General features: G+C 66.0%; 11 protein-coding genes. 5 read left to right on the top strand and 6 right to left on the bottom strand.

The features are described from left to right. The first annotated feature begins 34 nt into the window (after window positions 1-34). Entirely contained in the window at window positions 35-532 is a 498-nt protein-coding gene (locus tag VPA02S_RS31555) for a MerR family transcriptional regulator (protein WP_081247630.1), read from the top strand. Then, the gene (locus VPA02S_RS24870) at window positions 444-902 is read left to right on the top strand and encodes a carboxymuconolactone decarboxylase family protein (RefSeq protein ID WP_062366229.1); all 459 of its coding nucleotides are present in this window, start codon (window positions 444-446) and stop codon (window positions 900-902) included. The genes VPA02S_RS31555 and VPA02S_RS24870 overlap by 89 nt, the downstream gene beginning before the upstream one ends. 3 nt (window positions 903-905) lie before the next feature. Here the strand turns inward: VPA02S_RS24870 and ettA are convergent, their stop codons facing one another. Then, window positions 906-2,567: an energy-dependent translational throttle protein EttA gene (gene ettA / locus VPA02S_RS24865; protein ID WP_015866459.1), complete on the bottom strand. Its 1,662-nt coding sequence runs from the start codon at window positions 2,565-2,567 to the stop codon at window positions 906-908. Between the two features lie 299 nt (window positions 2,568-2,866). On the opposite strand from ettA, the gene VPA02S_RS24860 reads away from it, so the two are divergent. Together VPA02S_RS24860 and VPA02S_RS24855 are read left to right on the top strand one after the other, a co-directional pair. Then, the gene (locus tag VPA02S_RS24860; RefSeq protein ID WP_062366227.1) at window positions 2,867-4,663 is read left to right on the top strand and encodes a DEAD/DEAH box helicase; all 1,797 of its coding nucleotides are present in this window, start codon (window positions 2,867-2,869) and stop codon (window positions 4,661-4,663) included. A gap of 127 nt (window positions 4,664-4,790) precedes the next feature. Beyond that, the gene (locus VPA02S_RS24855) at window positions 4,791-5,831 is read left to right on the top strand and encodes an endonuclease/exonuclease/phosphatase family protein (protein ID WP_062366225.1); all 1,041 of its coding nucleotides are present in this window, start codon (window positions 4,791-4,793) and stop codon (window positions 5,829-5,831) included. A 9-nt stretch (window positions 5,832-5,840) separates the two neighbouring features. On the opposite strand, the gene VPA02S_RS24850 is transcribed toward VPA02S_RS24855, so the two are convergent. The 5 genes from VPA02S_RS24850 to VPA02S_RS24830 form a co-directional block, all read right to left on the bottom strand. Continuing rightward, window positions 5,841-6,908, bottom strand: coding sequence for an ABC transporter ATP-binding protein (locus VPA02S_RS24850; protein ID WP_062366222.1), 1,068 nt, complete (start codon window positions 6,906-6,908; stop codon window positions 5,841-5,843). 19 nt (window positions 6,909-6,927) lie between these two features. Further along, window positions 6,928-7,779, bottom strand: coding sequence for a carbohydrate ABC transporter permease (locus VPA02S_RS24845; RefSeq protein WP_015866463.1), 852 nt, complete (start codon window positions 7,777-7,779; stop codon window positions 6,928-6,930). A gap of 82 nt (window positions 7,780-7,861) precedes the next feature. Next, window positions 7,862-8,737: a carbohydrate ABC transporter permease gene (locus VPA02S_RS24840; protein WP_015866464.1), complete on the bottom strand. Its 876-nt coding sequence runs from the start codon at window positions 8,735-8,737 to the stop codon at window positions 7,862-7,864. A 37-nt stretch (window positions 8,738-8,774) separates the two neighbouring features. Continuing rightward, complete coding sequence (locus VPA02S_RS24835; RefSeq protein ID WP_018905525.1) at window positions 8,775-10,160, bottom strand: ABC transporter substrate-binding protein; 1,386 nt, start codon at window positions 10,158-10,160, stop codon at window positions 8,775-8,777. 101 nt (window positions 10,161-10,261) lie between these two features. Next, complete coding sequence (locus VPA02S_RS24830; protein ID WP_015866466.1) at window positions 10,262-11,008, bottom strand: FadR/GntR family transcriptional regulator; 747 nt, start codon at window positions 11,006-11,008, stop codon at window positions 10,262-10,264. A 151-nt stretch (window positions 11,009-11,159) separates the two neighbouring features. Here VPA02S_RS24830 and VPA02S_RS24825 point away from each other — a divergent pair, with 151 nt between their 5' ends. Next, entirely contained in the window at window positions 11,160-12,896 is a 1,737-nt protein-coding gene (locus VPA02S_RS24825) for an IlvD/Edd family dehydratase (protein WP_015866467.1), read from the top strand.

Raw genomic sequence — 12,896 nt, 5'->3', positions numbered from 1 at the left:
CTTGGAGCGCGCTCCAACCTCGAGAATTCCCGCCATGGAAGTCCACCTGACCATTGCGGAAGTCGCGCGGCGTACCGGCCTCACGGCCGACACGCTGCGCTACTACGAGCGCATCGGACTGATCGCCGCGGTGCCCCGTGCACCGGGCGGCCAGCGCCGCTATGCGAGCGCCGACCTGGACTGGCTGGCCTTCCTGTTGCGCCTGCGCGAGACCGGCATGCCCATCCAGGGCATGCAGGCCTTCGCCAGGCTTCGAAGCCAGGGGGACGCCAGTGTCGGGGAACGGCGCGAGATGCTCGAACAGCATCTTGCCGAGGTCCAGGCCAAGGTGGCGGCGCTGCAGCAATCGATGCAGGCACTGTCGCTGAAGATCGCGCACTACCGTGCCATCGACAAGAAGCGTCCCTCGTCACCGGGCACAGCCCCCGAAGGAAAGACGAGCGATGACCCACCCACAAGCAAGCCACAACGGCAACGACAACAACCTGCGCTACGAGCGCGGGTTGGCCAAACTTCAGGAAATCGACGGTGAAGGCGGCGTCAAGGTCGTCGAAAGCCTGGCCGGCATCGCACCCGACTTCGCGCGCCTCCTGATCGAGTTTCCGTTCGGCGACATCTACTCGCGCCCCGGCCTCGACCTGCGTTCGCGCGAGATCGCGGTGGTGGCCGCGCTCACGGCCATGGGCAATGCCGCGCCGCAACTCAAGGTGCACATCCAAGGCGCGCTCAACGTCGGCGCCACGCGCACCGAGGTTGTCGAGACCATCATGCAGATGGCCGTGTACGCGGGTTTTCCGGCCGCGCTCAACGGCCTGGCGGCGGCGCGCGAAGTGTTTGCGGCCGACGATGAAAAAAGCGCGCGGCCCCTTGCGGAACCGCGCGCTCTTGTCGAAACGCCCTGAGGCTTACTTGAGTGCCTTGTAGCGCATGCGCTTGGGCTTGGCACCCTCTTCGCCCAGGCGCTTCTTCTTGTCGGCTTCGTACTCCTGGTAGTTGCCGTCGAAGAAGGTCCACTGGCTGTCGCCTTCGGCGGCAAGGATGTGCGTGGCGATGCGGTCGAGGAACCAGCGGTCGTGGCTGATGACCATCACGGTGCCGGCGAACTCGAGCAGCGCGTCTTCGAGCGCGCGCAGCGTTTCCACGTCCAGGTCGTTCGACGGCTCGTCCAGCAGCAGTACGTTGCCGCCCGCGATCAGCGTCTTGGCCAGGTGCAGGCGGCCGCGCTCGCCGCCCGACAGCGTGCCGACCTTCTTCTGCTGGTCGGCGCCGTTGAAGTTGAAGCGGCCCGCATAGGCGCGGCTCGCCATCTGGAACTTGCCGACGTTGATGATGTCCAGGCCGTTCGAGATGTCTTCCCACACGGTCTTGTTGTTGGCGAGTTCGTCGCGGTGCTGGTCCACGAAGGCCATCTTCACGGTCTGGCCGATGACGACCTCGCCCGAATCCGGCTTTTCCTTGCCCGCGAGCAGCTTGAAGAGCGTCGACTTGCCGGCGCCGTTCGGGCCGATGATGCCGACGATCGCGCCCGGCGGCACGGTGAAGCTCAGGTTGTCGATCAGCATGCGGTCGCCGAAGGACTTGCTGACGTTGTGGAACTCGAACACCTGCTGGCCCAGCCGCTCCGCCACCGGAATGAAGATTTCCTGCGTCTCGTTGCGCTTCTGGTATTCCATGTCGCTCAGCTCTTCGAAGCGGGCGAGGCGGGATTTGCTCTTGGCCTGGCGTGCCTTCGGGTTCTGGCGCGACCACTCCAGTTCCTTCTTCAGCGCCTTGGCGTGGGCTTCTTCGCTCTTTTGCTCCTGCGCCAGGCGTTCGCCCTTCTGCTCGAGCCAGGTGCTGTAGTTGCCCTTCCAGGGAATGCCGCGGCCGCGGTCCATTTCCAGGATCCACTCGGCCGCGTTGTCCAGGAAGTAGCGATCGTGGGTGATGGCCACCACGGTGCCCGTGAAGCGCTGCAGGAACACTTCGAGCCACTCCACCGATTCGGCGTCCAGGTGGTTGGTGGGTTCGTCGAGCAGCAGCATGTCGGGCTTGGACAGCAACAGGCGGCACAGCGCCACGCGCCGCTTCTCGCCGCCTGACAGCAGGCCGATCTTCGCGTCCCACGGCGGCAGGCGCAGCGCATCGGCGGCGATCTCGAGCTGGTGCTCGGAATCAGTGCCGGCGGTGGCGATGATGGCTTCGAGCTGGGCCTGTTCGGCCGCCAGCGCGTCGAAGTCGGCGTCTTCGGCGCCATAGGCGATGTACACCTCTTCGAGGCGCGCCTTGGCCGCAAACACCGCGCCCATGGACTCTTCGACCGATTCGCGCACCGTGTGCTCGGGGTCGAGCTTGGGTTCCTGCTCCAGGTAGCCGATCGTCATGCCCGGCATGGGCAGCGCTTCGCCCTCGAACTCCTTGTCCACACCCGCCATGATCTTGAGCAGCGTGGACTTGCCCGAGCCGTTCAGGCCGAGCACGCCGATCTTGGCGCCGGGGAAGAAAGAGAGCGAAATGTCCTTCAAGAGCTGCCGCTTGGGCGGCACGGTCTTGCTGACGCGGTTCATCGAATAGACGTATTGAGCCATCTGTGGATAGTTACCTTGGGTAGCGGAAATTGGGGGAAAAGTGCGGGCGCCCGAAGAAGCTTTCGAACGCGGCAAACCATGGATTATCGACTCATGCGACAATAGCCACCGTTGCCGGGTCCAGTTGCCCGCAACACCGGCTCTCTGCCGGGGACGAAGAAAGCGCCTTTCAACCCTCTTGCGAGGGCGGACTTTCCGGCTCCCACCCCTGACCTTCATCAGCCTTGACTGGCTCGGCGTCACAAAAGACGCCAAGCGGGCCGATGCCACTGCGCCGTGTATGGCGCTTATTGTTTCCAATGAATTTTGACGAACTGAAGCTGGCTCCCGCCATCTTGAAGGCTGTGCACGAGCACGGTTACGACACCCCCACCCCCATCCAGGCGCAAGCCATTCCCGCGGTCCTCGAAGGCCACGACCTCCTGGGCGGCGCCCAGACCGGCACCGGCAAGACCGCTGCCTTCACGCTGCCCATGCTGCACAAGCTCAGCACGGGCGCGAGCGCCACCAACAAGTTCGGCGGCATCGGCATCCGTGCGCTGGTGCTCACGCCCACGCGCGAACTCGCGGCCCAGGTCGAAGAGTCGGTGCGCACCTACGGCAAGTACCTGGAGCTCGACTCCACCGTGATCTTCGGCGGCGTGGGCATGAACCCGCAGATCAGCAAGCTCAAGAAGGGCGTCGACATCCTCGTGGCCACCCCCGGCCGCCTCCTCGACCTGCAGCAGCAGGGCATGCTCGACCTGAGCCAGGTCCAGATGCTGATCCTCGACGAAGCCGACCGCATGCTCGACATGGGCTTCATCCATGACGTGAAGAAGATCCTGGCGCTAGTGCCCAAGGAAAAGCAGAGCCTGCTGTTCTCGGCCACCTTCAGCGACGAGATCCGCGACCTGGCCGCCACGCTGCTCAAGAACCCGCAGAGCATCCAGGTGACGCCGCGCAACACCACCGTGCAGCGCATCACGCAGGTGATCCACCCGGTGGGCCGCGGCAAGAAGAAGGCGCTGCTCGCGCACATCATCAACGAGAACAAGTGGAGCCAGGTGCTCGTGTTCACGCGCACCAAGTTCGGCGCCAACAGCGTGGCCGAATTCCTCACCAAGAACGGCATCGAGGCGATGGCGCTGCACGGCAACAAGAGCCAGAGCGCCCGCACCCAGGCGCTGGCCGGCTTCAAGAGCGGCGACATCCGCGCGCTGGTGGCCACCGACATCGCGGCCCGCGGCATCGACATCGACGAGCTGCCGCACGTCGTGAACTACGAGATCCCGAACGTCAGCGAAGACTACGTGCACCGCATCGGCCGCACCGGCCGCGCCGGTTCGAGCGGCGAGGCCGTGAGCTTCGTCTGCATGGACGAAGAAGGCTTCATGCAGGAAATCGAACGCTTCACCAAGCAGACGATCCCGGTGCAGTTCGTCGAAGGCTTCGGCCCCGAGGAAGGCGAACGCGCCGAGCCGATCGCCATGGGCCGCCAGACGATCTGGGGCGGCGCCGGCCGTCCGCCGAGCCGCGACGTGATGCAGGCGGCCGCCAAGGCTGCCCGCACCGAGATGCTGCAGCGCATCCGCGAGAACAAGGCCGGCCAGGGCGGCGGCGAGCGCGCCGGTGGTGGCGGCAACGGCGGCGGCCAACGCCGCGGTGGCGGCCAGGGCGGCGGCGGCCAGGGCCGCAATGCCAATGGCGGCGGCCAGGGACAGGTCCAGGGCCCGCGCGGCCAGGGCGCCCGCCCGGCACAAGGCCGCGGACCGCAAGGCCCGGCACGCGCGCCGCACCATGCGCCGCAGAACCATCTGCCGCATGACGAGCGCCAACCGCGCCATCACGGCAACAGCCACAGCCCGACGCAGGCCAACCAGGTCGCGCACCTGCGCGCCGAAGCGGTCGCCGGCGGCGACGGCCAGCCGGATCCGCTGCGCACCAGCGTCGACCACATGGGTGGCGGCCGCGGTCGCGGCCGTCCAGGCGGCGGCGGTGGCGGCTACGGCGGCAACCGTTCGGGCGGCGGTGGCCGTTCGGGTGGTGGCGGCGGCTACGGCGGCGGTGGCGGCGGCAACCGCTCAGGCGGCGGCGGCCGTTCGTTCGGTCGCTGACCGGCGCAGCGGGTAGATGGAACATCTGCCCGGCAACAAATACAAAGGGCACTTCGGTGCCCTTTGTTTTTTCGTTGCCGGTATGGCCTCTCCCGCGCGCCGGCCGCAGCGGACACAATCCCTTGCCATGCAAGACATCCCGCCCAACTACGCCACGCTCTTCGTTGCCACCTGCAACCTGCTGAATCTCGCGAACCCGCACCGGGTGTACTACGAGAACCAGGACGCCTATGACGAGCGCGAATACGAACGCAAGATCGCCTGGACCGGCGAGCGCTTCCACGCGCTCAATGCCGACGTGCTCGCGGTGCAGGAGGTCTGGGACGAGAGCGCGCTGAAGGCCGCCATTGCGCGCAGCGGCCTGCGCTACGACTTCGTCTCGGTCCCCGGCGCGGAGAACACGCCGCCGCCCGCGAGCCCGCCGGGCACGCCTGCACGGCCGGGCGCACAGGGCACGCCTCGGGTCGGCATTGCCACGCGGCTGCAGGTGGACGAGGTCCGGTCCTTCGTCGACTTTCCGCCCGGCTTCGGGGTCGAGGTGCCGGGCCTGGGCCCGCACACGCGCTTCGAGCGCCCGCCCCTTCTGGCCACGCTGCGCATGAAGCACGGGCAGCAGGTGCACGTGCTCACGGTGCACCTCAAATCGAAGCGGCCGAAGTTCCTGCAGGACGCGCAGGGCCATGCCCTGGAAGACCGGGAGGACCGCAAGGTCGGCGTGATGGCTTCGCTGCGCTCGCTGGTCATGCGCGGCGTCGAGGCGGCGGCTCTGCGCTGCATCGTGATCGACCTGCTGCAGGGCACCAACACGCCGCTGGTGGTGATGGGCGACTTCAACGACGACCCGCACAGCGTCACCACGCAGCTGGTGGCCGCCACCTCCGAGGTGGCCTACGACAAGGCCGCGCGCGACGTGGCGCTGTTCAACGCCTACGAGATGCAGGGCGAATCGGCACTCAAGAAGGACGTGGCCTATTCGCACATCCACCAGGGCTTTCCGGCCGTGCTCGACCAGATCTTCGTGAGCGAGGAATTCGTTGCGACGAGCCGGCGCAGCCTGGGCGACGTGCGCCGGGTCGACTACTTCAACGACCACCTGCACGAAGGCCGGGACCGCTCGCGCTCGGACCACGGCTTCGTGCGCGCGCTGCTGCGGCTGCGCACCGACTGAGCCGGAAGCTCAGGGCATGCGCCGGCCGCTCTGGCGGTCGAACAGGTGCACGCGGTTGGCATCGATCGCCAGGCCCACGGTCTGGTCGGGCTGCGCGTCGACGCGGCCATGCACCGCGAGCACCAGCTTCGCTTCGCCGACCTGCACCAGCAGTTCGGTCTCGGCGCCCGTGGGCTCGACCACGATCACCTGCGCATCGACGCCGCTGCCGCCGCCCAGCGTGATGTCGCCGGGGCGGATGCCGTAGTGCACCGGCTGGCCATCGGGCGCCGAGGTGCCCGGCGGCACGGGCAAGCGCGCGCCATGTGCCTCGACATGGCATTCGCCGCCCGAGCGCCGCACCGTGCCCTCGATCACGTTCATCGACGGCGAGCCGATGAACTGCGCGACGAACAGGTTGTCGGGGCGGTCGTACAGGTCGAGCGGCGTGCCGATCTGCTCGACGATGCCGTCGTGCATCACCACGATGCGGTCGGCCATGGTCATGGCCTCGATCTGGTCGTGCGTCACATAGACGGTGGTGGTCTTCAGGCGCTGATGCAGCGCCTTGATCTCGGCACGCATGGCCACGCGCAGCTTGGCGTCGAGGTTGGAGAGCGGCTCGTCGAACAGGAACACCTTGGGGTCGCGCACGATGGCGCGCCCCATGGCCACGCGCTGGCGCTGGCCGCCCGACAGCTCGCGCGGATAGCGCCCGAGCAGTGCATCGAGGTTGAGGATCTTCGCGGCGCGCGCCACGCGCTCGTCGGTCACCGACTTCTCGGCATTGCGCAGCCGCAGGCTGAAGCCCATGTTCTCGCCGACCGTCATGTGCGGATAGAGCGCGTAGCTCTGGAACACCATGGCGATGTCGCGGTCCTTGGACTCGAGGTCGTTGACCACGCGGCTGTCGATCATGATCTCGCCGCCGCTGATGTCCTCCAGGCCCGCGAGCATGCGCAGCAAGGTGGACTTGCCGCAGCCCGAGGGCCCGACCAGCACCACGAACTCGCCATCGGTGATGTCGAAGCTCAGGCCCTGGATGATCTGGACCTTGCCGAAGGATTTCTGGATATTGCGAAAGGATACGGATGCCATTTTTATTCCCAGGGTTCGCTCAGCTCTTGACGGCGCCTGCAGTGAGGCCGCCCACCATGTAGCGCTTGAAGGCGTAGTAGATCGCCGCGGGCGGCAATGCATAGATGAGGCCGGTGGCCATCAGCAGCTCCCACGGCGAATCGTCGGCCGAAAGAAAGTTGCCGAGCGCCACCGCCAAGGTCACGCTCCTGTCGTTCGACAGCAGCAGGAAGGCGTAGAGGTATTCGTTCCATGCCAGCAGCAGCGAATAGGTGCCCACCGCCACCAGCGACGGCACCATCAGCGGCAGGTACACCAGGCGGAACAGCTGCAGCGGCGAGGCGCCGTCCATGCGCGCGGCCTCGTCGAGCTCGTAGGGCAGCTTGTCGGAGGCCTGCTTGAGCACCCAGATGCAGTACGGCGAGGCGATGGTCACCATGGCAAGGATCAGCGCCCACTGGCTGTTGAGCAGGCCGTAGTTGCCCATGGTCTTGTACATGGGCACGGCAAGAAAGGCCGCGGGAATGAAGTAGGTGAAGAGCGCCAGGTTCATCACGGTGCGCCCGCCCCGCACGCGCAGCCGGCTGATCGCGAACGCGGCCGTGGTTGCGACGAACAGCGTGAGCGCCCCGACCGACAGTGCGATCAGCAGCGAGTTCCCCAGCTGCAGCCAGAAGTGGTCCAGGTAGAAGTGCTTCTGCTGGAACACGATGCGGAAGTTGTCCAGCGTCGGGTTCTTGGGCCACAGGTGGCCCGAGGTCGCGGAGTCCTTCGACGAGATCGCGAACAGCACCATGTGGTAGACCGGGATCAGCGTCCAGAGCAGCACCGGAATGCCGATCAGCAGCAGCTTGGCCTCGGTCGCTATGGCCTTGGGGGTCCAGCGTTTCATATCGTCCTCCGACGAGCCGCCTCTAGGAGGGCGAGCGCCCCCCCGGGGGGCAGCGAACACACGAAGTGGTGAGCGTGGGGGCTCATTTCGAGAGCCTTTTCATCATGAAGTAGACGAGTGGCAGGACGAGCGGCAGCGCCACCACGATCGATGCCATCGACAGGTCGACCTGGTCCAGCCGCAGATAGCGGATGCCCAAGGTTGCGAGCACGTGCGTCAGGTCGGCAGGTCCGCCGCCGGTCAGCAGGTAGACGCTGTTGAAGTCGCCCAGCGTCCAGATCATCGAAAGAATGAGGGACGTGACGTAGAGCGTCTTCAGCGCGGGCCAGCTCACGAAGCGGAACTTCTGCCACGTCGAGGCGCCGTCGACCGAAGCGGCTTCATACTGTTCGGCAGGAATGGCCAGCCGCCCTGCCACCAGGATCAGCGTCCAGAACGGCAGCGACTTCCATACGTGCACCACCATCGCCAGGGCCAGTGCCAGCGAAGGATCGTTGAGCCAGTTGGGACCATCCGCGCCGGTGAGGCGGAAGATGGTGCTGTTGATCACGCCCCACTCGGGGTTGAGCATGAAGCGGACCGACAGGATGGTGGGAATGGAGGGCATCGCCCATGGCAGGATGAAGATCGCCGAGACGATCTTGATCCACCAGCGCGATGTCACGAAGAAGCCCGAAAGCACCAGGGCCACGAGCATCTTGATGTTGATCGCCACGACCAGGAAGATGGCCGTGTTGATCACCGAGCGGAAGAAGATCGGGTCTTCGACCAGCTTGACGTAGCTTTGCGGATGGCGCGCGAGCCACAGCCCGTACCCCACCGGATAGAGCACGAACACCACGAACACCAGCAGGTAGGGCACGACCATGACCGCGCCCCAGAACTGCCAGCGCGCGTGCCGCGCCCCGAGATTGACAACAGGCGCCAGGGATGGCGCGGCGGTGGCAGTGGAGCTCATGCGAGTCGGCCCGGTGAAGGTGTTTTGGGGATGCGGCTTACTGCGCCGCGACCGTCTTGATGCGCGCGATCAGCTCGTCGACCGCCTTGTCCACCGGCACCTTGTCGGTGACGACGCGGCTCATGGCCTTGGCCCAGACGTTCTCGTTGTTGAGCACGGTGAACTTGTAGTTCTTGGTGAACTCGAAGGTCACGGTGCCGGCGGCGTACTGGTTGAACACCGACAGGCGATGGCGGTCGGCCTTCCAGAACGGGCTCGCCTGCGCGGCCTTGGTCACCGGGAACCAGCGGCCGAGCGAACCCTCGACGTACGGCGTGAGGTTCTCTTCCTGCATGAGGAAGGCAACGAACTCCTTGGCGCGCGCCTTGTTCTTGGCGTCCTTGAACACCACGCCGGTCTTCACCGCGGAGCGGTAGACCATCTTGCTGCCGTCAGGCTTGTTCGGAAAGCCCGCCGTGTGGATGCGCTCGGTGTAGTTCTTGCGCGCTTCCTCGCGCTGCTCGGGCGTGAGCGAGGCGTTGTTCGAATCGTCGAGCCACTTGGCGGCAATGGAGATGGTCGCGTTGTGCGTCATCACGGTCGTCTTGTTGTGGAAGGCGACGTTGTTGTCCGGGTCCTTCCAGCTGGTCGACGAGGGCGGCGTGCAGCCCTTCGTGTAGGGCGTGGTGTAGTCGGTCAAGGCGCTGATCAGGCCGGCGCGCACCTTGGGGTCGTCCACCAGCAGCTTGCCGCTGTCGTCCACCAGCTTGACGTTGTAGGCGTCCATGAAGGTCAGGAACGAATAGAAGGAATCGCTCGAATCCACGCCCATCGGCATGCCGATGCCGAAGGTGCGCTTGCCGGTCTGCTTGCGGCTGCCGGACTGCACCTTCTCGCACCAGAACGACCAGTAGTCCTTCCAGGCGGTGGGGATGTCGGACTCCTTGAACCCGGCCTCGTTGAGCATGTCGTTCCAGTACTCGATATGCATCGTCTGCTGCTTGATCGGGAACGCGTAGTAGGCCTTCTTCTTGGTCTGGTCGTTGTAGAGGAAGGCGGTCTCGAGCGTGTTGGGCGCGAAGCGGTCCTTCATGGGCGCGAGCACGCTGCCGATGTCCTCGAGCTTGCCGTCGTAGGCCCACTTGCCCGTGACCTGGAAGTCGTACACGTCGGCATACGCCACGTCGGGCGGGCTGCCGGAGTCGAGCGCGGACACGGTCTTGGGAATCATGTCCTGGATCGGGTACTGCGACAGCTCGATCTTCACGTCCTTGTTCTTGTCCTCGAACTTCTTGATGGCCGCAAACAACGCATCGTCCTCGGCCTTGTAGAAGCCCTTGACCCACCAGACGGTGAGCTTTTCCTGCGCGGCGGCGGGACCTGCCGACGCCAACAACCCCAGCGCGAACAACGTCGGCGCTATCAGCGACTTGACGACTTTCATGGTGTCTCCTTCTTTTTCGGTGGAAATGCTCGAACACGAGCGTGGGTGAAAAAAATCTGTGGCAACCTGCGCCGGCTCGCGCCTGGACCCGGGCTGCCCGGCTAGTGGGCCTTGAGCCGCGGCGGTGGGCGGCTGAGCCGCGGCAGCCGGCGGCGCGACGAGCCGAGCACGTCTTCGATGTCCTGCCGCGCGCCGTCGATGAGGCGGATGACCGCCTGCTCGGCCTTGGCCGGATCGTGCGCAATCACCGCGTCGAGCACCGCGCGATGCAGCGGCAGCGAAAGCGCGGGACCGTCGGGCTTGCTGGTCGATATCTCGAAACTGGTGCGAAGCAGTGCGTTGAGCGCCTTGCTCATCTGCGCGAGCATGCGGTTGCGCGCTGCGCTCAGGAGGCCGGTATGAAAGCGCAGGTCGAAGGTGACGTAGTCGCCGCCGTTCTCCACGGCTTCCTTCATGCCGGCGTAGGCACGCTCTATTTCCTCGATGTCCTGCGGGCTGGCGCGCTCGGCCGCGAGCCGCACGGCCGCCGGCTCGACCACGCGCCGCAGGTCCTGCAGGTCGCGCAGGAACTCGGGCGTGAGCCCGGCACGCGACTGCCAGGTGATGACGTCAGGGTCGAACCAGTTCCACTTGTCCTGCGGCAGCACCCGCGTGCCCACCTTGGGGCCCGTCACGATCAGGCCCTTGGCCGCGAGCGACTTGATGGCTTCGCGCACCACGGTGCGGCTCACGCCGAGCTCCTCGCCCAGAATGGGTTCGGCCGGGATCGACGCACCAATCGCATAGCGGCCGGCCACGACAGCTTCGCCGAGCAGCTCGAGCGTGCGACCGTGGATGTTCTTGATCATGTGCGTGATGTGAAATTTGATATGCCGACACTCGAAAACACTAAGGGTCCGGCAAGCTCTTCGCACTTATCATATGATGATTGAAATGATCGATCGGCAGGACAAACCCTGAGGTTTGGGGCCGCAAGCGGTCGCAAACGGAGACAACCCGATGAGCACTTCCCCTAAGAAAAAACCCGAAGACCTGCGCAGCCAGCAATGGTTCGGCCGCCATGACCGCGATGGCTTCATCTACCGCAGCTGGGTCAAGGGCAAGGGCGTGCCGCACGACCAGTTCGACGGGCGCCCGGTCATCGGCATCTGCAACACCTTCAGCGAGCTCACGCCCTGCAACTCGCACTTCCGCACGCTCGCCGAGCAGGTGAAGATCGGCGTCTACGAAGCGGGCGGCTTTCCGCTCGAATTCCCGGTGATGTCGCTCGGCGAAACGCTCTTGCGCCCCACCGCCATGCTGTACCGCAACCTCGCGAGCATGGACGTGGAAGAAAGCATCCGCGGCAATCCGCTGGACGGCGTGGTGCTGCTCATGGGCTGCGACAAGACCACGCCCGCGCTCATGATGGGTGCGGCCAGCGTCGACCTGCCGACCATCGGCGTCTCCGGCGGCCCGATGCTTTCGGGCAAGTGGCGCGGCCAGGAGCTGGGCTCGGGCACCGGCGTGTGGCAGATGAGCGAGCAGGTGCGCGCCGGCACGCTCAAGCTGCAGGACTTCTTCGAGGCCGAGAGCTGCATGCACCGCAGCCACGGCCACTGCATGACCATGGGCACCGCCAGCACCATGGCCAGCATGGTCGAGTCGCTGGGCATTGGCCTGCCCGGCAACGCCGCCTACCCGGCGGTGGACGGCCGGCGCAACGTGCTCGCGCGCATGGCGGGGCGGCGCATCGTCGACATGGTCCATGAAGACCTCCACATGTCGAAGATCCTCACGCGCCAGGCCATCGAGAACGCCATCAAGGTCAATGCGGCCATCGGCGGCTCCACCAACCTCGTCATCCACCTGCTGGCCATTGCGGGGCGCATCGGCGTCGATCTTTCGCTGGACGACTTCGACCGCCTGGCCTCGGACCTCCCCTGCCTGGTCGACCTGCAGCCTTCGGGCCGCTTCCTGATGGAAGACTTCTGCTATGCGGGCGGGCTGCCGGTGGTCATCAAGGAGATCGCGCAGTACCTGCACAAGGATGTGATCACGGCCAACGGCCAGACGCTGTGGGACAACGTGAAGGACGCCGAGAACTACAACCCGCAGGTGATCCGCCCGCTGGCCGAGCCCTTCAAGGACAAGGCCGGCATCTGCGTGCTGCGCGGCAATCTCGCGCCCAACGGCGCCATCATCAAGCCCAGTGCCGCCACGCCCGAGCTGCTGGTGCACAAGGGCCGCGCGGTGGTGTTCGAAAGCGCCGACGACCTGCACAAGCGCATCGACGACGAGAACCTCGACATCGACGAGCACTGCGTGATGGTGCTGAAGAACTGCGGCCCGCGCGGCTATCCGGGCATGGCCGAGTCGGGCAACATGCCGCTGCCGCCGAAAGTGCTGCGCAAGGGCATCACCGACATGGTCCGCATCAGCGACGCGCGCATGAGCGGCACGGCCTACGGCACGGTGGTGCTGCACACGGCGCCCGAGGCAGCCGCGGGCGGACCGCTCGCGCTGGTGCAGGACGGCGACATCGTCGAGCTGGACGTGCCCAACCGCAAGCTGCACCTGCATGTGAGCGACGAAGAGCTCGCCAGGCGGCTCGAGAAGTGGGTCGCGCCCAAGGCGCCGCTCGATTCGGGCTACTGGAAGCTGTACGTCGACACGGTGCTGCAAGCCGACCAGGGCGCCGACCTGGCCTTCCTGCGTGGTCGCCGCGGGGCCTTCGTGCCGCGCGACAATCACTGA

It is taken from the genome of Variovorax paradoxus NBRC 15149 (assembly GCF_001591365.1).
GTDB lineage: Bacteria > Pseudomonadota > Gammaproteobacteria > Burkholderiales > Burkholderiaceae_C > Variovorax > Variovorax paradoxus.
The sequence above is the reverse complement of the archived record's forward strand: the minus strand, read 5'-3'. Positions and strand labels throughout refer to the sequence as shown.

Bases quoted from the DNA above. Each gene is read 5' to 3' on its own strand.
- VPA02S_RS24855 (WP_062366225.1), top strand. From the start codon at position 4,791: ATGCAAGACATCCCGCCCAACTACGCCACGCTCTTCGTTGCCACCTGC.
- VPA02S_RS24845 (WP_015866463.1), bottom strand. From the start codon at position 7,779: ATGAAACGCTGGACCCCCAAGGCCATAGCGACCGAGGCCAAGCTGCTG.
- VPA02S_RS24870 (WP_062366229.1), top strand. From the start codon at position 444: ATGACCCACCCACAAGCAAGCCACAACGGCAACGACAACAACCTGCGC.
- VPA02S_RS24825 (WP_015866467.1), top strand. From the start codon at position 11,160: ATGAGCACTTCCCCTAAGAAAAAACCCGAAGACCTGCGCAGCCAGCAA.
- VPA02S_RS24830 (WP_015866466.1), bottom strand. From the start codon at position 11,008: ATGATCAAGAACATCCACGGTCGCACGCTCGAGCTGCTCGGCGAAGCT.
- VPA02S_RS24840 (WP_015866464.1), bottom strand. From the start codon at position 8,737: ATGAGCTCCACTGCCACCGCCGCGCCATCCCTGGCGCCTGTTGTCAAT.
- VPA02S_RS24850 (WP_062366222.1), bottom strand. From the start codon at position 6,908: ATGGCATCCGTATCCTTTCGCAATATCCAGAAATCCTTCGGCAAGGTC.
- VPA02S_RS24835 (WP_018905525.1), bottom strand. From the start codon at position 10,160: ATGAAAGTCGTCAAGTCGCTGATAGCGCCGACGTTGTTCGCGCTGGGG.
- ettA (WP_015866459.1), bottom strand. From the start codon at position 2,567: ATGGCTCAATACGTCTATTCGATGAACCGCGTCAGCAAGACCGTGCCG.
- VPA02S_RS31555 (WP_081247630.1), top strand. From the start codon at position 35: ATGGAAGTCCACCTGACCATTGCGGAAGTCGCGCGGCGTACCGGCCTC.
- VPA02S_RS24860 (WP_062366227.1), top strand. From the start codon at position 2,867: ATGAATTTTGACGAACTGAAGCTGGCTCCCGCCATCTTGAAGGCTGTG.